A 20,572-nucleotide genomic window follows, 5' to 3' on the forward strand; every position below is an offset into this window, starting at 1 on the left:
ACTTTCGAGAACCAGGGACAAAACGGACGACTATATCGCCAACGCGGCCCGATGCCCCTCGATGACGGCCGCGTGCGAACGCCTCGGAGACAAGGCGTCACCGATGCGAAATTTCTCGAAACAGCTTCCCTGCAAGGTGTTCCACAACTCGTCGACAGGTTCCTGCTGTGTCGCGAAGACCACCCAGTCGACTGCAACTTCCTCGGTCACACCCGTCGGAAGGTGAACCAAGCTCACGAGCGGCGAGGCCCCAGCGCTCACCGAAGTCACCATCAGATCTGTCCGTTGACCGATCGACTTCTCGAACGCTCGGCGGTTCCACCCCTCGAAATCCAGGGTGATGCTCAGGTCCTGCGCGACCACCATACCGTTGGTCGCGATCGTGACGGCACAGCCTCGATCAGCGAGGAACTCCGCCACCGACGTACCTTGATGGAATCCCAGTTCGTCGTAGACGAGCACCGTTCCACTCGGCAGAATCTTGCCGTCGAGAACGTCTCGAACACCCACCACACGCTCTGATCTACCCGCCCACGCTGGGCGTAAAGGCCGCGCTCCGGTTGCAATCACGACCACCTCGGGCGCGCGCTCCTCCACGATCGCGAGATCAGCTCCAGCATCCAACTCGATCGTCACACCACTTCGGCGACACTCAGATTCGAGATTCCGGACGAGGTCGGCGAGCTCACGGCGAGCCGGTACCACCGAGGCGGTAAGAATCTGTCCCCCAAGTCTTCGTTCACGCTCGAACAGCGTCACCGCATGACCTCGCTGGGCCGCTGTAGCCGCAGCTTGCAGGCCGGCGGGGCCGCCACCGACCACCACCACCGTGCGGCCCCGTCGCCGCGGCATCGGCAGCGGTACCGATTCCCGACCAGCGCGCGGATTTGCGGTGCACCCCAACCAACGTCCCAGACCCATCCGCCCGACGCATTCCTGGTTGCAGGACAGGCAGGTTCGCACCTGTACCGATTGACCAGCACGCGCCTTGTTCACAAAATCCGGATCGGCGATCTGCCCGCGAACTACGCCCACCAGATCGCATACACCGTCCTCGAGTGCAGCTTCGGCTTGCTCCGGCGTCTTGAAACGGCCGACTCCGACGACTGGAAGATCGATGACCTCCCTGATCGCAGACGGGACGAAGTTGGCGTAGCCGGTGGGTACAGCCATCGATGCTTCGACCAGATGCAGTGTTTCCGTGGCCATTCCGACGGTGGTGTTGATGTAGTCGACGTGACCGTCAGCTTCGATGAGTTGGGCGGTGGTTACCGCGTCGGACAGTTCGATGCCACCCCGCGTTCCTTCGTATCCACTCAGGCGCACACCGAGCACACGATCAGGGCCGATGGCCTTACGCAGTACCCCGAGCACTTCGAGAAGGAAACGCGCACGATTCGCCACGCCCCCGCCGTAGCGATCAGTGCGCAGGTTGGTCGAGGGTGCGAGAAACGCGCGCACGATGGACGACTGCGACGCCTGCAATTCCACCCCGTCGAAGCCACCGGCAACGCAGTTGCGCGCAACAAGGGCGAACCCTGCGAGAATCTCGGCAATGTCCGCGTCGTCGACAGCCTTGGGCACCTCGCGGAACAACGGATCCGCAACGGCGCTCGGCGCCAACAGCGGCGATCGCGAATAGGTTCCAGCGCCCTGACCCCCATTGTGGTTGATCTGCGCGAGAATCGACGAACCATGCGCATGAACGGCGTCGGTGATCCGCCGGTATCCCTCGATCGCTTCCGGCCGATAGCCCGCAATCATCTTCTCGTACGGTCGATCCGAAGGATGCGTCGAGTGCTCCTCGGTGATGATCAGACCCGCACCGCCGCGTGCCCGCGCCTCGTAGTAGCTCGCGTGCTGCTCCGTCGGCAACCCGTTCTCCGCGTAATTGGTCAGGTGTGCGGAGAACACGACCCGATTGCGGAGTGTCAGGTTGCCCAGGCGCAGTGGCGCGAAGAGGCGCGGGTACGGCGTCATCAGACCTTGGAGTTTCCTTGATCGAGAGCGATATGACTTGCCGTGACGGTGCGGGAACCGTCACCGGCGAGCCACAGGACGGTATCGGCGATCTCGTCAGGTTCGGCGAAAGCGATGTCCGAGAGGATCGGAGTGAAGTTGGGAAGGTACTGCGGAAACTTTGCAAATACCTCGAGAGCGCCCTGGTCGACCCCCATCGGCGTATTCACTCCGTAAGGATGGATCGAGTTGACCCTGATCTTGTACTCCCCCAGTTCCTTTGCTGCGGCCTGCGTCAGACCGACGAGACCGAACTTGGCGCTCGCGTAGTGCGCCTGTCCGGGCAGCGCCTTGAGTCCGGCCACCGAACTGACCACGATGATCGATCCACCGCGCCCACCCTCGATGATCGCCGGCACCGAGGCCTTGAGGGTTTTCCAGACTCCGGTCAGGTTGATGTCGATCAGGGTTTCCCACTGCTCGTCCGACATTTTCCAGAATCGATTCCAGTTGCAGACCCCGGCGTTGGCGACCACGATGTCGAGACGTCCGAACTGTTCGACGCCGTCCTTGACCACCGCGGTGAGCGCTGCGCCGTCACGGACATCGACCTCACGGGCGAGGATCTTCCCGCCCTCCGCTTCCACCAGACGTATCGTCTCGGCAAAGTCCTCGGAAGTTGCTGCGTCGTAGGAATTGTCCGACGCCACCGACGCGCATACGTCGACCGCGATGATCGTTGCTCCCTCGCGCGCCATCTTGACCGCGTGCGCACGTCCTTGACCGCGCGCTGCGCCGGTGATGAAAGCAACGCGACCTTCGAGCGAACGAACTGAACCCTGTGTCATGAGATAGCCCTCTCTGCAGAATTGAAACTCGTTCTAGTAGTAAACCCTGCAAAGCGCCCTTCGCGGATGGATTCGAGAACAGTTCTCGGGGCAACCGAGTCGCCCACCTGAATGTCGGCCTCTTCCTTCAGCGTTTCGTTCGGCAGACGAGGCGAGCAGTCGATCACCACTTCGCACTCGAGCTGTGACCGCTCGCCGGTATGGACGTGTTCGACGCAGACGGCCCCTCGAGCGATTTCGGTGACACGTGACGCGAGCACCCTGGTGACCCCGGCCTGCTGGATGCGCGTGTTGGCGCCGACCAGATCCCCACTCGCACCGAGCCTCGAACCGACGATGCTGTCGGGAGTCACAATCGAGACGGAGATGCCATGGGCCGCGAGTGCTTCTGCGAGCGCCACCGCGATCGGTCCACCGAGGGGATCGATCAGCGCGACCGGACCCGGCCCCACGGTGCTCAACTTCTCGAAGGCTTCCGACGCATCCAACCATCGAACCGAATCGTCGACCGGATACGTCGGCGGCCTCGCAGCACTACCGGTGGCAACGACAACAAACTCGCCCCGGCTGCGTGCGTCACCCAGGTCTTGGGCGTCGAGCGCCGCCCCGGTCCGCATCGTCACGCCGCTACGACCGCATTCGTCCTCCAACCACTGCGCGAGGAGTGCGAACCGGCTACGGCCGTCACCTCGCGCAAAAGTTCGGATCATGCCGCCGAACTGCGATGAACTCTCGACGAGTGTGACCGAGTGCCCCGCCACCGCCGAGATCCGTGCGGCTTCCATCCCAGCGGGGCCACCCCCCACGACCAGCACGGCTCCCGGTGTCGAAATCTGCTCTCGCTCATCGGGGTCCACCGTCTCGAAACCCGCGCTCGGATTCCCGACGCACGTCACGACAGGATTGCGAGGATCACGCACGAGGCACGTCTGATTGCAGAGCACACACGGCCGGGGACGATCGCCGCGCGCGGCTTTCACAACCAGGTCCGGGTCTGCGATCTGGGCCCGGGTCATCTCGACGAACTCACCTACTTCCAGCGCCGCGTGAGCGTCGGCGATGTCCACGACGCTCCCCTGCACGACAACAGGAATCGACAGAGCGGCCTTGATCTCACGGCACAGATCGAGGTTGAAGTTCGGCGGGCAGTGAAAATCGGGGCGGTACCCCTCAGACGAATAGAGTCCGCCACGAACGACGACAAGGAGATCGAGGAACGGAGACACTTCACGCGCGATACCGATGGCAAGATCGGGCGTCAGGCCCGCCCATGGAGCTTCCTCGTCACAGGACAACCGCAGGGAGACAACGTGATCCGACCCGACTTCCTCGCGCACTGCCGAGATGACCTCGCGAACAAGAGCAACGCGATCGCTACCGTATCGGTCTTGCCGAGTGTTGGTCAGACCCGAAAGGAATTGTCGCAGAATGCTTCGAGGACCGGCATCGAGTTCCACTCCGTCCATTCCCGAAGCGACGGCCAGCGCCGACGCCTCACGGAAGCCGGCTATCAACTGGTCGATTTCCGGCTGCCCCATTGCCATCGGCAACTCACGCGTCGCCGGGTCGGCCACTCTTGACGGTCCCCACAGCACCGACTGGGAGTATGCGCTCGATCCCTGCATGCCGGTATGACCGAGCCCGGCCAGAACCAGCGTTCCGTACGGAGCACATGCAGCCGCGATCGACTGCCACCCCGGGCCACATTGCGACGCCAACGGCGCCCGCTCGTACGGCCAGTCGTTCTCCGATACCGAGGCCACTTCGGTGACGACGATCCCGGTTCCGCCCTCGGCGCGGCGCTGGTAGTACGCACGGTGCCGATCGGAAAGCGAGCGTCCCACAGCAAGATTGGTCTCGTGCGGACCGAAAACAACCCTGGACCGGACGAGGCGTCCGGCCAGGGTCGTGTGTTCGTCGAGTGTCAACTCACAGCTCTATCGGAGCCGTAATCTCAGCTGGCACCCAATGTGCGTGTGAAGCCTTCCGGAATCACCAGGTCCGCCGGGCTCAGTTCGGTGATGGACGAGTGGCCGAGGCCCATCAGCCCCGAGTCGATGCCCATCCGCATGAGGTCGAGCACGTTCTCGACACCGGCCTGGCCGTTGGCCGAGAGGCCCCACAGGTAGGCGCGCCCGAGCATGACGGCCTTGGCTCCGAGTGCGAGCGCCTTGACGACGTCGCCGCCGCGTCGAATGCCGCCGTCGAGAACAACTTCCACCTGATCGCCCACGGCCTCGGCAATGCCCGGGAGCACACGGATCGGCGCCGGGGTCCCGTCGAGGTTGTTACCACCGTGGTTGGAGACCGAGATAGCGGAGACACCGGCGTCGACAGCTCGCTTGGCGTCGTCGATGCGCATGATGCCCTTGAGCATGAACGGTCCACCCCACTGCTCACGAAGCCAGGCGATGTCTTCCCACGTCGGAAGCGGAGTCTGCATCCACTCGCCGTATGCGCCGAAGAACGTCGGTGCAGGCTGGCCGGGAGCCGCGAGGTTGGGGGTGGTCAGGTCCGGGATCTTGCCGGTCTTGGCGAACTCGAGCAACCACTTCGGGCGCATGATTCCCTCGGGTGCGAACTGGAACATCGCCTTGAGGTCCATCTTTTCGGGGATGGACGGGCTGCCCCAGTCGCGACCGTACGAGAAGGACCAGTCGGTGGTGATGATCAGGCCCTTGGCACCGGCAGCGCGAGCGCGCTCCATACGCTGCAGGAGCACGTCGCGGCTACCGACCCAATACATCTGGAAGAAGACCTGCGGGTTGGCCGCGGCAACTTCTTCGATGGACTTGCTGGCAAAAGAACTCAGTCCGATGGCTGTTCCCCGTGCTGCAGCCGCACGGGCTACCGCTACTTCACCGTCGGGGTGCACTGCCTGCACACCGGTCGGTGAAATCATGACGGGCAACGAAATGTCCTGGCCCATAATGGTGGTGGACATCTCGCGCTTGTCCGACAGCCCGGCAGCGTGGGGAGCGAAACCCAATTCGCTGAATGCCGCGACGTTGTCGTCGACCGTCAGCCCTTTCTCGGATCCCGCTACCAACGCCGCGTACACGGACTTGGGCAACCTCTTCTTCGCACGGCGCTGTGCTTCTGCCACCGTCTCGAAGAAAGCATTCTTAGCCATTGAACTGACCTCTCTGGGGTGCAGCTTTCGCCGCACTGTCGGTATCGCGCAGTAGTTACTGCATTCCCGCAAGCGGGTTTTCGTCACAAATCTTGGCGGGCGGACGCATCATCAGTGTCAGTGGCACCGATGCGCGTGGGGTCTTACGTTGACCGGAACGGGAGTGGTCGACACTGGACTTCGGGACCTCGCCCGCCGACGCCAGTGCCATTTCACCGTTGCCGATGACGCACTCGGGGTCAGGTCCGTCCATCGGCAGTCCGGTGAAGAACTTGGCCGCCATGCAGCCGCCGCGGCAGGAGTCGTAGTGGTTGCACTTGCTGCAGGCGCCACCGGTTTGGGGCGAGCGCAGCTCCTCGAACAGGTCCGAGTGCTGCCAGACTTCCTGGAATCCACCGTCTTTCACGATGTTTCCGGCGAGGAACTGCTCGTGAATCGCGAAGGGGCATGCGTACACGTCACCGACCGGGTCGATCAGGCACACGACGCGGCCCGCACCACAGAGATTGAGACCGGGCAGTGCATCGCCGAAGGCGGAGAGGTGGAAGAACGAGTCGCCCGTCAGGACGCCTTCGCCATTGGCGACCAGCCAGTTGTAGAGCTCACGCTGCTGCTCCGGACGCGGGTGCAGGTCGTCCCACACGTCGGCGCCGCGGCCCGAAGGACGCAGTCGAGTGATGCGCAGGGTCGCGTCGTACTTGTCCGCGAGAGCCTTGAACTCGTCGAGCTGACTGACGTTGTGCCGCGTGACGACCACCGAAATCTTGGCGTCCTTGAAGCCGGCTTCCTTCAGGTTCGCGAGAGCGCGCTCGGCCATCGCGAACGAACCAGGCCCGCGCACAGCGTCATTGACCTCAGCGGTGGCACCGTCGATGGAAATCTGCACGTCGACGTAGTCACTGGCTGCGAGGCGCGCCGCGACCTTCTTGTCGATCTTCACGCCGTTGGTGGAGAACTTCACACCAACCTGGTGGTCGGTCGCGTAGTCGACGAGCTCCCAGAAGTCGGAGCGTACCGTCGGCTCGCCGCCACCGATGTTGACGTAGAAAACCTGCATACGCTGCAGCTCGTCGATGATGGACTTGCACTGTTCGGTGCTCAGCTCGTTGGGGTCACGACGACCCGACGACGAAAGGCAGTGCACGCAGGACAGGTTGCAGGCGTAGGTGAGTTCCCACGTCAGGCAGATGGGGGCGTCGAGTCCGAGTTCGAACTGATCGACGAGGCGACCCACCTTGGCGGGCGGGGAGGGCTGTTCAAGAACTGAGGTCATGGCTGTGTCCTCGCGAAGAAATGAAGCGGGCGAACGTGCGGAAGGGCTGTTCCGCACGTGGGGGCGAGCGTCTGGCTCAGACAGGCACGATCATGTGCGAGTCGGCGAGAGTGCTCAGCGCGCGGGCATATTGGGGAGCCGCGTCATCTTCGATGCCTTGCGCACGTAGTGCGGACCGGACATCAGGATGGTCTGGCAACGCCTTGACCACCGCAACGATGGTCGTGTTCTTCAGGAACGACAGCTTGCGTGTTCCGAAGTGGTAGAGCAACGCCCCGAAAGGTTCGGGGCGAAGCGCTACCTGCGGGTGGAGTTTCCACCCCGCATCGAGATCCAAAGCAGACACGGTCAGTACACGCCGCACATGCCGTCGATGGAAACTTCCTCCACGAGGGACTCCTCGACGAGGTCGTTCTCGAGCGCCTTGTTGTCACGATCTGACATGGATTCCTCCTGCGGTCGCACTCCGTCTGGAAGTCTGTAGATCAGACTTCCAACCTGGGAGTTGGTGGTCACTAGTGGGACTTCACTGTGACTCGGTTCACCACTGTAATGGCATCGAGTGCAGAATGACACACATGGAGCGAAAAAAGTATGCGTAGCCGCAAGAAACCGTCCGCTCGGATAGGTCGTCGCCCCTCCACAACGAAGGAGGGAATCAGCACGATCGGGATCGAACTGTTTTCGACAGTCGGCTTCAACGAGGTGAGCGTCGACCAGATAGCCGACGCCGCCGGCATCGCGCGTCGGACCTTCTTTCGCTACTTCCCGTCCAAGAACGCCGTCCCCTGGGGAGACTTCGACGGACATCTCGACGAGATGCGCGAGCACCTGGATTCACTGCCCGCTGATATTCCGTTGGTCGACGCACTCGAATCCGCATTGTTGACGTTCAACACCTTCCCACCGGAAGAGACTGCGGTACATCGCAAACGGATGGAATTGATCCTCGAAGTTCCGACGCTTCAGGCATACTCTGTGGTGATGTACGAAGGTTGGCGGCAGGTGGTCGCCGACTACGTCGCACGCCGAATGAATCTCGAGCCGACCGATCACGGCCCACGCACGGTCGGCTATCTTCTGCTCGGGGTCGCGATGTCGGCGTACGAGCAGTGGCTCACCGACGATTCACTCGAGCTACCGGAACTCTTGAAAACAGGTACGCAGTCCCTGCGGACCGGTATCAGCACCTGAGAAAGCATCACCACCTGAGAAAGGCGATCATGTCCACCATCACGAACGAACCCGTCTTGGATTCCCTGGCGCCGTCGACGCCGGGCTTGTGGTCGTTCGGACATGTCACCGTCGAACGCGTCGAGTCCGGTCCGATCTCGCTCGATCGCCGAGGCGGTCGCCTCCACGTCAGGCACTCCCTCACTCCCGCCGATCTGAGTGAGCGACTCGTCGCCGGAGTCACCTCGTCGATCCAGGACGCGGAGTTCGGTCAGGACGAATTCGAGTTGACGATGGTCGGCCTGGTTCGCTCCACCGTGGACGGCGCTCTCGAATCCTGGACCACCTACTACCGGAACTCCCTTGCCGAACTACTGGACGGCACTGCAGATTTCGCGCCGATTCACGACAAAGCCGAAGAGTTGGTCCGCGGTTCCGTGCTCGATCTGGGTTCCTGCTTCGGTTTCCTGCCCCTGCGGCTCGCGCGCGCCGGAATGGACGTGACCGCCACGGACATCCTGCCCGGAACGATGATCCTGCTCGACGCGGTTGCCCCCGAACTCGGCATCACGATCGACACGGTGATCTGCGACGCGGGTGAAGTACCGGCACCGGACAACAGCGCCGACACCGTCACCGCGATTCATCTCCTCGAACACGTCGACGACGCAGTCGGCGAGGCCGTGATCGCGCAAGCACTCCGGATCGCGCGTCAACGGGTCGTCATTGCCGTCCCCTTCGAAGACGAAGCCACCGCGTGCCACGGCCACATCCGCACTTTCGATCTCGAGTCACTGCGTGCGGTCGGCCGGCAGAGCCGTGTGCCGTTCGAGGTATTCGAGCATCACGGCGGCTGGTTGGTGCTGGACGCTTCGGCCGCCTGAAAAGAACTACCCTTCTTTCAGCGTATGGGCGACAAGCGCATTCGCGTGCCCATGACCCATACCGTGCTCCGACTTCAACCAGTTGACCAATTCCATGTGCTTCGTGAGGTCTGAGCTTCTGATCAGCTCTTGCCATTCACCGATCGGCCGACCGTACTTCTTCTCGATCGACGGAAAATACGACGCCGGGCCTTTCACGGGTTCAGTCATGACCGGAATCTACCTCCACCGCCCGACAATATTCGCGCACCGGCGGCGCCCGCATGTCCGCACCTGCGGAATCGCTGGGTAGATACGCGACCATCGCATTATGGTCGAAGAACACCCACCCGAGAGCACAGGAGTTCAGCGATGCGACTGTCCACACGAAATCAACTCACCGGCACCATCACCGAGGTCAACCTCGGCACCGTCATGGCGACGGTCAAGGTGAAGTTGGACGGCGGGAATCAGATTGTGACCTCGTCGATCACCCGCGATGCCGCACTGGATCTCGATCTTGAACCAGGCCAAGCCGCAACGGTATTCGTGAAGTCCACCGAGGTGACGATCGGCGTCGAGTAACTGGCGAGCGATGTGATCAGGGCCGGGTGAGATGCGTGGTCATCGTGTAGTCCTTGCTCGGCCCCGTCACGGTCCAGACGACAGTCCAGGTCGATCGATCTCCGGCAGTGACGTCGATTCGCCCGCGGTAGGTATCCGGACCGCACAGGTGCTCGACTTCCTCCCCCGGCGCCCAGTCGTGGAACTCTCTGCCGTCTTCGAATGTCACGGCCCACTCGAGGCCGCGCTCGGCAATGAACAGAGTTCGGAACACGGGTAATTCCAGGTCGCCGTCACGCAGCGTGCCGCTCTCGTACCAGCGCATCCGACCGTCACCGGCGTCGGAGATAGTGGTCTCGCCGAATACATGCTTGGTGGAACCGGAAAGGCGGTCGACGATGTCCCGCTCGAAGTGCCACTTTCCTACCAGCGCCCTCGGCTCGATTTTCGCGTCGTCGACCATGTGGCGATTCTAGTGACCCTGCATTGCCCGACGACACCGGAGACCGACTCGAACACACTGCGAGAGTATGTTCCGAGTACACCCGGAACACGCAGGAGATTTTCACAACCATGAACGATTCGGCCGCCCTTCACAAACGCGCAGTGTTCGCCGAGGATCTCGAGATCGGCCAAGTGATCCCATTGGGTTCGTATTCGGTGACCGAAGAGGAAATCGTCGAGTTCGCAACTCAGTGGGATCCCCAGTGGTTTCACGTCGACAAGGAAGCCGCCGAGTCCGGCGTCTTCGGCGGGTTGATCGCCAGCGGGCTGCACACCCTGTCGATCTGCCAGAAGTTGGTGGTCGCCAGTCTCTACGACCAGTGGAACGTGATCGCCGGGAAAACCATGCGCGACGTGAGCTTCCTCCGTCCACTTCGCCCCGGTGACACCCTGAGCGGAAAGGTCACCGTCGACAACGTCGTGTTCGACAATCGCGCGCGAGGATTGGTGACCATCACAGCGAAATTGGTCGATGCACACGGCAATCGCGTTCTCGACGTGGTCACTGACGCCTACCTGCACTGCCGCTCGACTCGCGGACAGTGAATTATCGGTAAATTTCGCACCACACTGTCCGAATTGCCGTACTTTCAGTGACGTTGCGACGCAACAATACCCATCCCTGCAATCAGGAGTTCCTCACACATGAGCAGCCTCGGCGAGATCAATCCTCTCGGCATTCTTCAGATCCTCATCTACATGCTCTTCGGTGGGTCGTCCAGCACTCCCGAATAAACCCTAGCTTGCCATAGCCATAGTCAGCATCTAGGGTGCTGACTATGGCAATTACTAGTCAGGCATCAGTGGCGGCCGCTCCGTCGACCGACGCAGCGCGTCATCACACCGAATTCGACTCCAGTTGGCGGAGTTTCGACGGCATCCAGGGCGGACTCGCAATTGCACGGATGCTGCGGGTGGCGGCCGACGCGTCCGGAGCCGAACCGCTGGCAGTCACGGCGCATCTGGACCGCCCCGTTCCTCCTGGGCCGGCCGAGTTGACTGTCGGCGAGATGCGGGGCGGGCGGACCGTCAGTTGCCACGTCACGCTGACCGGTTCGGGATCCGCTCTCGTTCGGTTGGCCCGCGACATAGGAGCTACAACAATGTCCGCCCCTGTCGCCGAACCGGCTCCGGCCGACCCGTCAACCCTGCCGCCGCTGGAGATCCCGGTGGATTTTGTGCCGTTCGCCCAGCACCTCGACATCCGGCCGATCAATTCCGCGAGGCCGTTCGCCGGTGGCGACTCCCCTGAATTCGACGTCTGGATCCGCCTGCTCACAGACCTCGATTTCACGGCCCAAGAGCGTGCCGCGGTCCTTCTCGACGCGCTTCCGCCCGGACTGTTCGCGACACTGACGATGCCCGTGGCCATACCGACCATCGAGTTCACCGCGCATTTCACACCGGAGCACCTCACGGCAGATCCCCGAACGCTGTCACCGTGGTATCGCCTACGCCACGGGACTGCCTGGGCGACGGACACTCTCTGTGTTGACGAATCCGAACTATTCGACTCGACCGGACGACTTGCTGCTCGGGCTCGCCAGCTTCGTCGAATTCTTAGTTGAGTTCAGCTCTCCTACACCTGGAGGTCGCGAGCACGGAACGCAACAAGTGATGCTGTCGAAAGTGCTACTGCCACAACGATCATTGCCAGCAGTGGCAGAACTGTCACCGGCTCGGCAGGGGCACCCGGCACGTGAGTGTAGGGCGACAGATCCAGCACTACCTGCGGAAGCTTCAGCAACGTGCCGAGTTGCCCGAGCACGATGCATGCCGCCAAGATTCCCCAGGAGAGCGCCGACGCGTACGTCGGAAACAGTCCGAAAGCCAACGACACCAACCCCACGACTACGAGCACCGCAGGCAGATAGGCCAACGCGGCGCCAGTCATGCGAAGTGTGTTGCCGCCGATGTCGTCCGTGACGAGCCCGAAGGCAAAACCGGTGAAGGCACCCATCAAGACGTGCGCGAGGATCACGCCGCCCACAACCACACCCAGGTGGGAAAGCATCCACCTCCACCGCGACAAAGACGTTGCCAGCAACGGTTCGAGCCGTCCCGAAGTTTCCTCGCCCCGCATCCGGAGAAGACTCTGGACCGAATACGCCGCGATGACTATCGACGTGAGCCCCAGAGCAGTGGCCAAGTAGGAATCCACCAGATCCGATCCGCCGCCGCCAAGTTTCGCGAACATCTCCGCGGTCTGCTGCGACGATCCCACCATCGCGTCGATCTCGTTGCCCACAGCGCCGTACGCGAACCCGAGTATGACAACGACAAAGATCCACCAGAACATCGTCATTCGCTGCATGCGCCACGCCAGGCCCCAAGCCGACGGTAGCCACGATGCCGCGACTGGCGGGCCGGGTCGGGGCTGAACGAGTCCCGCTCCCTGATCGCGATGGCCGATGAGAACAAAAGCCACCACCACGTGCACAGCCGCGAATCCGATCAGCAACAACAGGATCCACCAGGCGTCGTCGTCGAAAGGTCTGATCTGTTGTGCCCATCCGATCGGCGAGAGCCACGACAACCAGCCACTGACCACGCGAGTTCCGTCGTCGACGACCGTACTGTTCACGTCGCCGATCGCGCGCAGCATGAACGCAACGCCGATCGCGGCACCCGCCAGGCCGTTGGCCGTACGAGCACCGTCGGTGATCTGCGCCGTCACGGCTGCCACTCCGGCAAACGCGATTCCGGTCCCACCTATCGAGGCGCCCAACGCGAACGAACCGACGACAGGCAAACCGACGGCGATCGATCCCAGTGCAATTCCCAGTGCAAGAACGACGTTCGCACCGACCGTTACGATCAGTGCGGAGGTCAGGAGCGCTCGTCGACCTACCACCGCTGCACCGATCATCTCGGCTCGGCCGGTCTCCTCGTTCTGTCGCGTATGGCGAACCACCGCAAGGGTGCTCATCAATGCGGCCACCAACGCGAACACGAGCACCGACTGACTGGCGACTATCGCGCCCTGCGAATCACCGGACACGATCCCGTTGGTCGCCAGCGCGACCGGCGATACCGCGGAACTGACTGCGATGTTTCGTAATTCCTCGGGTGTCGAGTACAGCCCGGTCACACTGGCGACAACCAGCAGCATGAACAAGACGATGGAGATAACCCACACGGAGAGCTGAATTCGGTCCCGCCGCAAAGCCAGCCGAACCAGTCGGCGTGTGCCGGTGAATTGACTTGCCGAGGCCGGTACCGGTGGAGCGGCCTCGACAACAACGGTCACGGCCGTACTCCGGTCTCGGCTCGCAGGTGTACCGAAGTCTCCCTGGCCCGTTCGTCACCGTAATGCCGCAAGAAAAGTTCTTCGAGAGTCGGCGGAGTGGAAGTGAGCGCCACGATTCCGAATCCGACCAAGTACGTCATGAGTGGTCCGAGTTGCGCGCTGTCGACTTCGCAGGTGACGTGGTTACCGTCGATCACCGCGTCGTGGACACCGCCGAGTCCGTCGAGTCCACCGATCGGACGCTGCGTCTCCGCCGCGACGGACGTGCGCGTGAGATGCCTGAGTTCGGACAGTGTTCCCTCTTCCACCGTCCGCCCGTCGCGGATGATGCTCACACGATCGCACAGCGCTTCGACCTCGGCGAGGATATGGCTCGACAGCAGTACCGTCTTTCCGGCGTGAGCCACCTCCTCGACGCAGTCCTGGAATACCGCCTCCATCAACGGGTCGAGCCCCGATGTGGGTTCGTCGAGGACGTAAAGGTCGACGTCGGACGAGAACGCGGCCACGAGTGCAACCTTCTGCCGGTTACCTTTCGAGTACGTACGCGCCTTCTTGGTCGGGTCCAATTCGAAGCGATCGAGCAACTCGCTGCGGCGTTTTCGGTCCAAGCCACCGCGCAGGCCCGCCAACAGATCGATAGCCTCACCGCCGGTGAGGTTGGGCCACAGATTCACGTCGCCAGGCACATAGGCGAGACGTCGATGCAAAGTAACAGCGTCTCGCCACGGATCGCCGCCGAGAACGGTTGCGTCTCCGGAGTCCGAGCGGAGCAGGCCGAGGAGCACCCGAATAGTGGTGGACTTTCCGGAACCGTTCGGCCCCAGGAATCCGTGCACTTCACCCGTCGAGACGTCGAGGTCGAGGCCGTCCAGCGCGCGGGTGGTACCGAAGGTCTTGACGAGGCTTTTCACTGAAATTGCCGCACCCATGAATTTGACCGTACGCCGATTTCACAAATGTGTGAAGATAGAAAAGACGGAAAGATCGAAGGGTTCCGATGACCGACACCAGCCACACCGTTGCACCGGACGAGAGCCGACACTATGTCGAGCGACTCTCACTCGTACTGAGCGACATGGGTTTTCCGCCGATGCCCGCCCGCGTCTGGGCCGCGTTGATGACCAGCGAGACACCCTCGTCCACGCCAGGAGATCTCGGATCTCGGTTGGGAGTGAGCCCCGCCGCCATTTCCGGAGCCGTCCGATACCTCCAGCAAGTCGGATTGATCGAGCGTGTGGCCGTCCCCGGATCGCGGCGTCAGCACTACTGCGTCAGCGTCGACATGTGGGCCGACGCGTTTGTCACGAAACAGTCCTCGCTCTACCAGGTCTCGGCAGTTGCGGACGAGGGCATACGAGTCCTCGGTGAAGGAACAACCGCCGGCGATCGTATGGCAGATCTGCGCGACTTCTTCGACTTCATGGCCGCGGAAATGCCGCGAATGCTCGCGGACTGGCGCTCCCGGCGAAAAGACCGGACACCTGGCAGGTAACTTCAGGTTTACCCGCAATTTCGGCGGGGTACCTCAATTCTCGTTCCAGCATGGTCAGGTGCGGTGTAATCGAGGAGTTGCTGATGAAGCTGTCGATCAGGGGCGCGAACACTTCACCGACTCCACCCTTCGCGCGTACCGCTTCACCCGAAACCTGTGAACGATCGATTTCCCTGAATCGCACCGCCGCCGAGGCATTCGCCGGTGATCACCATGCACTGTCGAAACTACTGGCCCGGTTGCACCCTCGCGTCGTTCTCTACTATCGCGCCAGACTCCTCGGGACGCCCGTCGCGACATTCGCCGACGATCTCGCCCACCAATGCACCCTGGACGTCGTCACACGAATGTCCGACACGATCTCGGCCGACACACGCATCGAGACCTTCGCGTACGAGTTGGCCTCTCGACGAATTGCGTCAATTCCCCAGTCACGCAACATCGACGGACAATTCAAACGCCCGCGTCGCCTGACCGACGACCAACGTGAGGTTCTGGTACTACGAATCGCAGTGGGTCTGACTGCCGAGATGACCGCGTCGACTCTGCGCACAACTCGTTCGAGCGTGCTCCTCCTACAGCATCAAGCGCTGCGCGCCTGGACGGTCTCCGAGCAGAGCTAGATCAGACCTTGCTTACTCGCGGCATAGACGGCCTCTGCTCGACGGCTCACCTCGAGTTTGCGCATGATGTTGCTGACGTGAAACTTGACGGTGGTCGGTGAGATGAACAATCTCTCACCGATCTTGATGTTGGACAAGCCGTTTGCGAGGAGTCTGAGCACTTCGAGTTCGCGATCGGTCAATCGTTCTTTCGACGACGACTGCCCGTTGAGCGATCGCACGACAGCTGACGCGCTGCGCGAATCGAACGCACTCTCACCCCGCGAGACCGCCCTGATCGCACGCACCAATTCGGTGGTGTCGACGTCTTTGACGACATAGCCGCGAGCACCCGCGTGCACCGCTCGCACCACCAGTTGATCGTCGAGAAACGTGGTGAGAACCAACAGTCCGAGGCCGGGATGCGCCGAGGACAGCTGGCCACACAGGGTCAGTCCCTCGTAGTCGGAACTGGCGGAGAGTTTGAGATCCATCAGGACGATGTCCGGGCCGACCTTGTCGACCACGGCGAGGGCCTCGGCGAGGGACGACGCCTCCCCCACGATCTCGAGATCGCTTTCGCGCTCGAGAACCGAGCGGAGCCCTTGCCGCAGAATTGCATGGTCGTCGACCAGGACGATTCGAACCAATCCCTGAACCGGCGATGCTCCGCGGGTGATGACGGGACGCGCAGTGGTCATGATTCCTCGCTCTCGATTTCAGTTGTGGAGCAAAGGTTTTCCATGCCCGAGTCGAACGGCAGTGGTAGTCGCACGAGAATCTGAATCCCACCGATCCGCGCGCGCCGTACTTCGAGCGCACCACCCAACTCGAGTGTTCGCGCCTGCATGTTCGCGAGACCGCGATGGCGGCCGTCGACGTCGTTAGTGGCTGCGAGTTTGAGGATCAGACGCATTCGCGCAGGGTCGCCGTCACCGTCGTCGGAGACCGACAGCAACACGGAGTCCGCCCGATAGGTCAGACGTAGCACCGCCCGATTCGCGTGAGCATGGACCGCTGCATTGAAGAGAGCTTCCCCCGCGATCCGGAGAAGAGCGTGTTCGGCATCGCCCGGAAGTTCGGTCGGGGTACCGCCGACGCGAACGCTCACCGCCAACTCGTCCGGCATGTGAACCACGCCGAGCTGCTCGAGCATCTCGGGCAACGACGTCCGGTCCGCGTCCGACGAATGATTGAGCGCGTAGATCGCCGAACGAAGCTGCTCGACCGCCCTCCTGGTCAAATCCTTTGCCAAGTCCAGTCTTTCACTGCGTTCAGCCTCCGGGATGTCGCTCCGGCAGACCTCGATCTGCATGCCGGCCGACAACACCGCCTGTGTCACACTGTCGTGCAGTTCGCGGGCGATCCGGTGACGTTCGTCGTCGACCACTTGGTGCCGGTGCGCCACTCCGAGTTGACGCTGAGTGGACTCCAATTCGCTGTTGCGCACCGCAAGGTCGGCTGCAGTACGATTGGCCTCCGCATACGCATCTTCGGCACGCTCGAGCAGTAGTTGTCCGCGCTGATAGAGCGCCGAATTCTGCAGAGCCACAGCAGTCTGGCTGGCCAGAATGCTGAGCACGGCTCCGTCCGTCGTGTCGAGGGTTCGGTTGGCCGGCGTCCAGGCCGCAAAGGCACCTACCACGCCGCCACCGAGCACGATCGGCACAAACGCGTAGTGCGCGTCGATCACCGAGTTGGATTCGATTCTTCCGTACCGGATGTCGTCGAGGCATTCGACGACATCCTCCGGAAGTGGCGGCCCCTCGACGTTGTCGACCAGAAAAGGGGTGGCGTCCGGGCCGAGAACCAGTCGCCGTGGTCCGGCGTCGGGCAAAGTTCCGTCAGCCAAGGCGAAGACTATCCAGTTGGCACTCAGATGCGCACGGGCAGCTTCCGCGACCGCGCAGACGAGGGTTTCCGGCCCCTCGACGGTGCGCACCAAAGCCCGCGAGATCAACTCCAAGGCATGCACGACGCGTTCGAGGCGCTCGGCCGCACCGCGATACTGCGGGTAGAACGAACTCTTACCCGATCGTAATCCGGTGAGCCGGGACAGGTCCGCGGTCATCGCCTGCACCAATTCACAGCGGCCCTCTTCACAGCGTCCATCTTCACAAGGCACCTCGGAACAACGCCACCATCTGTTCCTGCGTCGCTTCCCTGGGATTGGTGGACATGCAGGCGTCGAGCAACGCGAAGCTGGCGAGCCTACTCAGGTCTTCCTCGCGAACACCCAACTCCCCCAGCCCCTTCGGCACACCGACCTCCCGTGCGAGACGTTCGACCCGGTCGGCCACTGCCAGCGCTGCTTCCTCCGGGGTGCCGCGTTGCTCGGGAAGACTCAGTGCCGCAGCGATGGCGACAAAGGGGGCGGCGTCCGTGGTGGAATTGAACCGGATGACGTGGGGCAAGAGAATTCCGTTGATGACGCCGTGCGGAAGGTCGAGCATGCCGCCCACCTGATGGCTCATGGCGTGCGCGGCTCCGAGTATCGCGTTGGTGAACGCCAACCCGGCCTCGAGGCTCGCCTGCGCCATCACCGATCGAGCTTCCATCTCCATCGGGTCCTGGATCGTGTGCACCAGATTCTCGGTCACGAGGCCGACAGCGCGGAGCGCGTGATGATCGGTCAACGGATTGTGCGCCAGTGAGACGAAGGCTTCGATTCCGTGCGTCAGTGCGTCCAATCCTGTTGCCGCATTGAGCCACTCGGGCATCGTCGTGAGCAACCGCGGATCGATGACCGTCACATCTGGAACCAGCGCCCGGCCGATGATGGTGATCTTGGTGCCGCGGGTCGTGTCCGTGACGATGCAGAACTGCGACACGTCCGCGCCCGTGCCGGACGTGGAGGGAACCATCACCAACGGCGGGATCGGTTTGGTCGCCTGATCTACCCCCTCGTAGTCGAGTATGTTGCCACCGTTGGCAGCGAGGACGGCTACACCTTTAGCCGCGTCGATGACCGAACCGCCGCCGAGCGCGATGATGACGTCACACTCGCCTTCCTGGTACACCTCGAAACCGGCCGCGATCTCGAAGTCCTTGGGATTGGGCGTCAGCCCTGACCACACCGTCGCCGTCAATCCCTGCTCCGTGAGATGGTCTTCGAGTTCGCTGACCCACCCCGCGTCGATCAGACCGGGATCGGTGACCAGGAATGGTCGGAACCCGCCGAACCTCAGAGTCGCGTGTGCTGCCTCGACCAGGGAACCGATACCGAAGACGATCTCGGGGGCGTGAAATTTGACCAGTCGAGCAGCAGTGCCGCGGCGATGAACACCGTGGTTCACAGCATCCGGGTATGCCACGGACACGACCCCACTCTCCTCTCGCTGCTCTGAGATCTCCGGTCGGGATTTCGCATCCGTCGCTCTCAGCGCATCAACTCCCACGTGCACACACTGGTGTGATCCACCTTACAATCGCTGGCCCCGAGCCTACGCGGACAGCAGACGGGGCACACCCACCGAAGGAGAGGCGCTTACCTACCCGTTCGGGCAGGTAAGGCGTCTCGGGAAAATGAATGGCGCGGCGAGAAGGTCCCGCTGTACTTTCGGTTGCGGCCAGAGTGGCCCGTAGAACCGATTCAGAAGGTGTTTATGACCCAGCCCGCGCCGAGCGCGCCTCTCGCCCCTGCACTGCCGGCAACCTCGAGGGTCACATGCTGATCCTCGAACCGTCGGACTGACAGCCGCGAGGCCCCCTCGGCCTGCTCCTACTGCTTTGTTCACTCAGCTAGGAGTTCTCCAGTGCCTCAATCACACAATTCCATCTCGAAAACCGACACCTTCTCGTGCATTCAGTGCGGACTCACAGTCATGACGTACGGCCCCGATGGTGATCGCCGAAACCACTGCCCCAGTTGCCTGCATTCCCGACACCTGTTCGACCAGGTGAAAGGTGGACCGTCGGACTGCGGAATGCGGATGGCTCCCATTTCGATCGCAGTACTGCGCAGTGGCGATTGGATGATCATCCACCGCTGCGCACAGTGCCTCGAGCTCACCTCCAACCCCGTCAGCCGAGACGACAACCAGTTGTTGTTGATGAGAATGGCAGTGCGGCCGCTCGCGCAACCGCCCTTCCCGCTCGAAGCCTTCGGCGACTTGTGAGGAGGAATCAGATGCCACGTAGGAATCCCAGCACCCGCCCGCGGCGGGCACCGCAACGGGCCAAGCACGTACTGCACGGAATCGGTGGAGAACAAGGATCGAGCTTCCGTTGTCTCACATGCCGTTTGGACATCTCCACTGCGGCGCCGGGTACCGCTCATCGGAACCACTGCCCGAACTGTCTGGCCAGCCGCCACGTGGACGGTCGCGTTCCGGGCGACCGAGCACAACAGTGCCGAGGTGCCATGGCGGCGCTCTGCCTGTCGGTCCGTCAAGACGGTGAATGGATGCTCGTTCACCAGTGTGTCGAGTGCAATACGTTGAAAGTCAACAGGATTGCCGGCGACGACAACGTCTTGGTCCTGCTGCGCTTGGCGCTACGTCCGTTGGCAGACCCTCGCCTGCGCTCGCGCGCGTTGCTAGCGCTCTGATGATTCGTCCGGTGTACTCGCGCGGCTCTGCGCACGATTACACCGGACGAAGACCACGAACACGATCCCGGCGAGCAAGCCCACCGCCGTCGGTCCGAGGACCAGTCCCGAGTACAACCACGGGGCAGGTTCTGCCGGAAAGAGGTCCATGAATATGGGTCCGGTGTATGTCGGTTCGGAAAACGGCTCCCGATAGGATCCTCCGGTGAGAATGTGCGGTGACGCCAACGACTTCCACCACCACTGAAACACGCCGAGCGCCACAACCCCACACACGGCGCCGAGCACTGTCAGCGCCGCGATCGGTCGCCAGATCGATCCCCTGATTTCGGACACGAGATCAAACTAGTTCACGACAG

General features: G+C 62.3%; 24 protein-coding genes. 9 read left to right on the forward strand and 15 right to left on the reverse strand.

Annotation, left to right across the window (positions count from 1 at the left end; genetic code table 11):
• Positions 1-30 precede the first annotated feature (30 nt).
• The 7 genes from ABIE52_RS12685 to mftA form a co-directional block, all read right to left on the reverse strand.
• Positions 31-1,980: a mycofactocin system FadH/OYE family oxidoreductase 2 gene (locus ABIE52_RS12685; RefSeq protein WP_192712125.1), complete on the reverse strand. Its 1,950-nt coding sequence runs from the start codon at positions 1,978-1,980 to the stop codon at positions 31-33.
• The gene (locus ABIE52_RS12690; protein WP_192712124.1) at positions 1,980-2,807 is read right to left on the reverse strand and encodes a mycofactocin-coupled SDR family oxidoreductase; all 828 of its coding nucleotides are present in this window, start codon (positions 2,805-2,807) and stop codon (positions 1,980-1,982) included. The genes ABIE52_RS12685 and ABIE52_RS12690 overlap by 1 nt, the downstream gene beginning before the upstream one ends.
• Positions 2,804-4,735 carry a mycofactocin system FadH/OYE family oxidoreductase 1 gene (locus ABIE52_RS12695; RefSeq protein WP_192712123.1) on the reverse strand — a complete coding sequence of 644 codons (1,932 nt, stop codon included), beginning with the start codon at positions 4,733-4,735 and terminating at the stop codon, positions 2,804-2,806. Before ABIE52_RS12695 ends, ABIE52_RS12690 begins: the two co-directional genes overlap by 4 nt.
• A gap of 26 nt (positions 4,736-4,761) precedes the next feature.
• Complete coding sequence (gene mftD / locus ABIE52_RS12700) at positions 4,762-5,940, reverse strand: pre-mycofactocin synthase MftD (protein ID WP_003942047.1); 1,179 nt, start codon at positions 5,938-5,940, stop codon at positions 4,762-4,764.
• Positions 5,941-5,995: 55 nt separating this feature from the next.
• Positions 5,996-7,213, reverse strand: coding sequence for a mycofactocin radical SAM maturase (gene mftC / locus ABIE52_RS12705; protein ID WP_003942089.1), 1,218 nt, complete (start codon positions 7,211-7,213; stop codon positions 5,996-5,998).
• A 76-nt stretch (positions 7,214-7,289) separates the two neighbouring features.
• Entirely contained in the window at positions 7,290-7,577 is a 288-nt protein-coding gene (mftB, locus tag ABIE52_RS12710; RefSeq protein WP_007728309.1) for a mycofactocin biosynthesis chaperone MftB, read from the reverse strand.
• Complete coding sequence (gene mftA / locus ABIE52_RS12715) at positions 7,562-7,657, reverse strand: mycofactocin precursor MftA (RefSeq protein ID WP_063836238.1); 96 nt, start codon at positions 7,655-7,657, stop codon at positions 7,562-7,564. The genes mftB and mftA overlap by 16 nt, the downstream gene beginning before the upstream one ends.
• Before the next feature lie 150 nt (positions 7,658-7,807).
• Here mftA and mftR point away from each other — a divergent pair, with 150 nt between their 5' ends.
• Both mftR and mftM read left to right on the forward strand, forming a co-directional pair.
• Positions 7,808-8,407, forward strand: a complete 600-nt coding sequence (gene mftR, locus ABIE52_RS12720; protein WP_007728311.1) for a mycofactocin system transcriptional regulator MftR — start codon at positions 7,808-7,810, stop codon at positions 8,405-8,407.
• 29 nt (positions 8,408-8,436) lie between these two features.
• Complete coding sequence (mftM, locus tag ABIE52_RS12725; protein ID WP_058038123.1) at positions 8,437-9,270, forward strand: mycofactocin oligosaccharide methyltransferase MftM; 834 nt, start codon at positions 8,437-8,439, stop codon at positions 9,268-9,270.
• Positions 9,271-9,276: 6 nt separating this feature from the next.
• On the opposite strand, the gene ABIE52_RS12730 is transcribed toward mftM, so the two are convergent.
• Positions 9,277-9,480: a DUF4287 domain-containing protein gene (locus tag ABIE52_RS12730; RefSeq protein WP_007728313.1), complete on the reverse strand. Its 204-nt coding sequence runs from the start codon at positions 9,478-9,480 to the stop codon at positions 9,277-9,279.
• Between the two features lie 141 nt (positions 9,481-9,621).
• Here ABIE52_RS12730 and ABIE52_RS12735 point away from each other — a divergent pair, with 141 nt between their 5' ends.
• Complete coding sequence (locus tag ABIE52_RS12735) at positions 9,622-9,834, forward strand: TOBE domain-containing protein (protein ID WP_003942061.1); 213 nt, start codon at positions 9,622-9,624, stop codon at positions 9,832-9,834.
• Positions 9,835-9,850: 16 nt separating this feature from the next.
• Here ABIE52_RS12735 and ABIE52_RS12740 read toward each other — a convergent pair whose 3' ends face one another.
• Positions 9,851-10,276, reverse strand: coding sequence for a DUF6314 family protein (locus tag ABIE52_RS12740; protein WP_083058958.1), 426 nt, complete (start codon positions 10,274-10,276; stop codon positions 9,851-9,853).
• A 110-nt stretch (positions 10,277-10,386) separates the two neighbouring features.
• Here ABIE52_RS12740 and ABIE52_RS12745 point away from each other — a divergent pair, with 110 nt between their 5' ends.
• Positions 10,387-10,863, forward strand: coding sequence for a MaoC/PaaZ C-terminal domain-containing protein (locus ABIE52_RS12745; protein WP_007728315.1), 477 nt, complete (start codon positions 10,387-10,389; stop codon positions 10,861-10,863).
• Between the two features lie 233 nt (positions 10,864-11,096).
• Positions 11,097-11,885, forward strand: a complete 789-nt coding sequence (locus ABIE52_RS12750; RefSeq protein ID WP_042920993.1) for a thioesterase family protein — start codon at positions 11,097-11,099, stop codon at positions 11,883-11,885.
• Between the two features lie 11 nt (positions 11,886-11,896).
• Here the strand turns inward: ABIE52_RS12750 and ABIE52_RS12755 are convergent, their stop codons facing one another.
• Together ABIE52_RS12755 and ABIE52_RS12760 are read right to left on the reverse strand one after the other, a co-directional pair.
• Complete coding sequence (locus ABIE52_RS12755; RefSeq protein ID WP_192712122.1) at positions 11,897-13,567, reverse strand: ABC transporter permease; 1,671 nt, start codon at positions 13,565-13,567, stop codon at positions 11,897-11,899.
• Positions 13,564-14,499 (reverse strand): ABC transporter ATP-binding protein, encoded by a 936-nt coding sequence (locus ABIE52_RS12760; protein WP_003942009.1) that lies wholly within the window; start codon positions 14,497-14,499, stop codon positions 13,564-13,566. Before ABIE52_RS12760 ends, ABIE52_RS12755 begins: the two co-directional genes overlap by 4 nt.
• Before the next feature lie 68 nt (positions 14,500-14,567).
• Between ABIE52_RS12760 and ABIE52_RS12765 the strand changes: the two genes are divergently transcribed.
• The gene (locus ABIE52_RS12765) at positions 14,568-15,062 is read left to right on the forward strand and encodes a GbsR/MarR family transcriptional regulator (protein ID WP_007728322.1); all 495 of its coding nucleotides are present in this window, start codon (positions 14,568-14,570) and stop codon (positions 15,060-15,062) included.
• An 83-nt stretch (positions 15,063-15,145) separates the two neighbouring features.
• On the forward strand, positions 15,146-15,685 hold the full coding sequence (locus ABIE52_RS12770) for a hypothetical protein (protein ID WP_007728324.1): 540 nt from the start codon (positions 15,146-15,148) through the stop codon (positions 15,683-15,685).
• Here ABIE52_RS12770 and ABIE52_RS12775 read toward each other — a convergent pair.
• From ABIE52_RS12775 to ABIE52_RS12785, 3 genes are read right to left on the reverse strand one after another with little or no spacing between them, the layout of a single operon-like run.
• The gene (locus ABIE52_RS12775; protein WP_003942005.1) at positions 15,682-16,365 is read right to left on the reverse strand and encodes a MadR family response regulator transcription factor; all 684 of its coding nucleotides are present in this window, start codon (positions 16,363-16,365) and stop codon (positions 15,682-15,684) included. The genes ABIE52_RS12770 and ABIE52_RS12775 overlap by 4 nt on opposite strands.
• A complete protein-coding gene (locus ABIE52_RS12780; RefSeq protein WP_003941844.1) occupies positions 16,362-17,735 on the reverse strand; it encodes a MadS family sensor histidine kinase in 1,374 nt (457 codons plus the stop codon). Before ABIE52_RS12780 ends, ABIE52_RS12775 begins: the two co-directional genes overlap by 4 nt.
• Positions 17,736-17,778: 43 nt before the next feature.
• The gene (locus ABIE52_RS12785) at positions 17,779-18,984 is read right to left on the reverse strand and encodes an iron-containing alcohol dehydrogenase (RefSeq protein WP_192712121.1); all 1,206 of its coding nucleotides are present in this window, start codon (positions 18,982-18,984) and stop codon (positions 17,779-17,781) included.
• A gap of 435 nt (positions 18,985-19,419) precedes the next feature.
• Here ABIE52_RS12785 and ABIE52_RS12790 point away from each other — a divergent pair, with 435 nt between their 5' ends.
• Together ABIE52_RS12790 and ABIE52_RS12795 are read left to right on the forward strand one after the other, a co-directional pair.
• The gene (locus ABIE52_RS12790; protein WP_065455903.1) at positions 19,420-19,782 is read left to right on the forward strand and encodes an RNHCP domain-containing protein; all 363 of its coding nucleotides are present in this window, start codon (positions 19,420-19,422) and stop codon (positions 19,780-19,782) included.
• 11 nt (positions 19,783-19,793) lie between these two features.
• Positions 19,794-20,213: an RNHCP domain-containing protein gene (locus tag ABIE52_RS12795; RefSeq protein WP_037129880.1), complete on the forward strand. Its 420-nt coding sequence runs from the start codon at positions 19,794-19,796 to the stop codon at positions 20,211-20,213.
• On the opposite strand, the gene ABIE52_RS12800 is transcribed toward ABIE52_RS12795, so the two are convergent.
• Complete coding sequence (locus ABIE52_RS12800; RefSeq protein WP_064443330.1) at positions 20,202-20,549, reverse strand: hypothetical protein; 348 nt, start codon at positions 20,547-20,549, stop codon at positions 20,202-20,204. The genes ABIE52_RS12795 and ABIE52_RS12800 overlap by 12 nt on opposite strands.
• Positions 20,550-20,572 lie beyond the last annotated feature (23 nt).

Source organism: Rhodococcus sp. OAS809 (genome assembly GCF_040546695.1).
GTDB lineage: Bacteria > Actinomycetota > Actinomycetes > Mycobacteriales > Mycobacteriaceae > Rhodococcus_F > Rhodococcus_F qingshengii.

What these genes read in the sequence shown, in the direction of transcription:
- ABIE52_RS12750 (WP_042920993.1), top strand. Translation starts at nt 11,097, where the DNA reads ATGGCAATTACTAGTCAGGCATCAGTGGCGGCCGCTCCGTCGACCGAC.
- ABIE52_RS12690 (WP_192712124.1), bottom strand. Translation starts at nt 2,807, where the DNA reads ATGACACAGGGTTCAGTTCGTTCGCTCGAAGGTCGCGTTGCTTTCATC.
- mftC (WP_003942089.1), bottom strand. Translation starts at nt 7,213, where the DNA reads ATGACCTCAGTTCTTGAACAGCCCTCCCCGCCCGCCAAGGTGGGTCGC.
- mftM (WP_058038123.1), top strand. Translation starts at nt 8,437, where the DNA reads ATGTCCACCATCACGAACGAACCCGTCTTGGATTCCCTGGCGCCGTCG.
- ABIE52_RS12730 (WP_007728313.1), bottom strand. Translation starts at nt 9,480, where the DNA reads ATGACTGAACCCGTGAAAGGCCCGGCGTCGTATTTTCCGTCGATCGAG.
- ABIE52_RS12745 (WP_007728315.1), top strand. Translation starts at nt 10,387, where the DNA reads ATGAACGATTCGGCCGCCCTTCACAAACGCGCAGTGTTCGCCGAGGAT.
- ABIE52_RS12795 (WP_037129880.1), top strand. Translation starts at nt 19,794, where the DNA reads ATGCCACGTAGGAATCCCAGCACCCGCCCGCGGCGGGCACCGCAACGG.
- ABIE52_RS12685 (WP_192712125.1), bottom strand. Translation starts at nt 1,980, where the DNA reads ATGACGCCGTACCCGCGCCTCTTCGCGCCACTGCGCCTGGGCAACCTG.
- mftA (WP_063836238.1), bottom strand. Translation starts at nt 7,657, where the DNA reads ATGTCAGATCGTGACAACAAGGCGCTCGAGAACGACCTCGTCGAGGAG.
- ABIE52_RS12735 (WP_003942061.1), top strand. Translation starts at nt 9,622, where the DNA reads ATGCGACTGTCCACACGAAATCAACTCACCGGCACCATCACCGAGGTC.
- mftR (WP_007728311.1), top strand. Translation starts at nt 7,808, where the DNA reads ATGCGTAGCCGCAAGAAACCGTCCGCTCGGATAGGTCGTCGCCCCTCC.
- ABIE52_RS12770 (WP_007728324.1), top strand. Translation starts at nt 15,146, where the DNA reads ATGAAGCTGTCGATCAGGGGCGCGAACACTTCACCGACTCCACCCTTC.
- ABIE52_RS12740 (WP_083058958.1), bottom strand. Translation starts at nt 10,276, where the DNA reads ATGGTCGACGACGCGAAAATCGAGCCGAGGGCGCTGGTAGGAAAGTGG.
- ABIE52_RS12765 (WP_007728322.1), top strand. Translation starts at nt 14,568, where the DNA reads ATGACCGACACCAGCCACACCGTTGCACCGGACGAGAGCCGACACTAT.
- ABIE52_RS12780 (WP_003941844.1), bottom strand. Translation starts at nt 17,735, where the DNA reads ATGACCGCGGACCTGTCCCGGCTCACCGGATTACGATCGGGTAAGAGT.
- ABIE52_RS12760 (WP_003942009.1), bottom strand. Translation starts at nt 14,499, where the DNA reads ATGGGTGCGGCAATTTCAGTGAAAAGCCTCGTCAAGACCTTCGGTACC.
- mftD (WP_003942047.1), bottom strand. Translation starts at nt 5,940, where the DNA reads ATGGCTAAGAATGCTTTCTTCGAGACGGTGGCAGAAGCACAGCGCCGT.
- ABIE52_RS12775 (WP_003942005.1), bottom strand. Translation starts at nt 16,365, where the DNA reads ATGACCACTGCGCGTCCCGTCATCACCCGCGGAGCATCGCCGGTTCAG.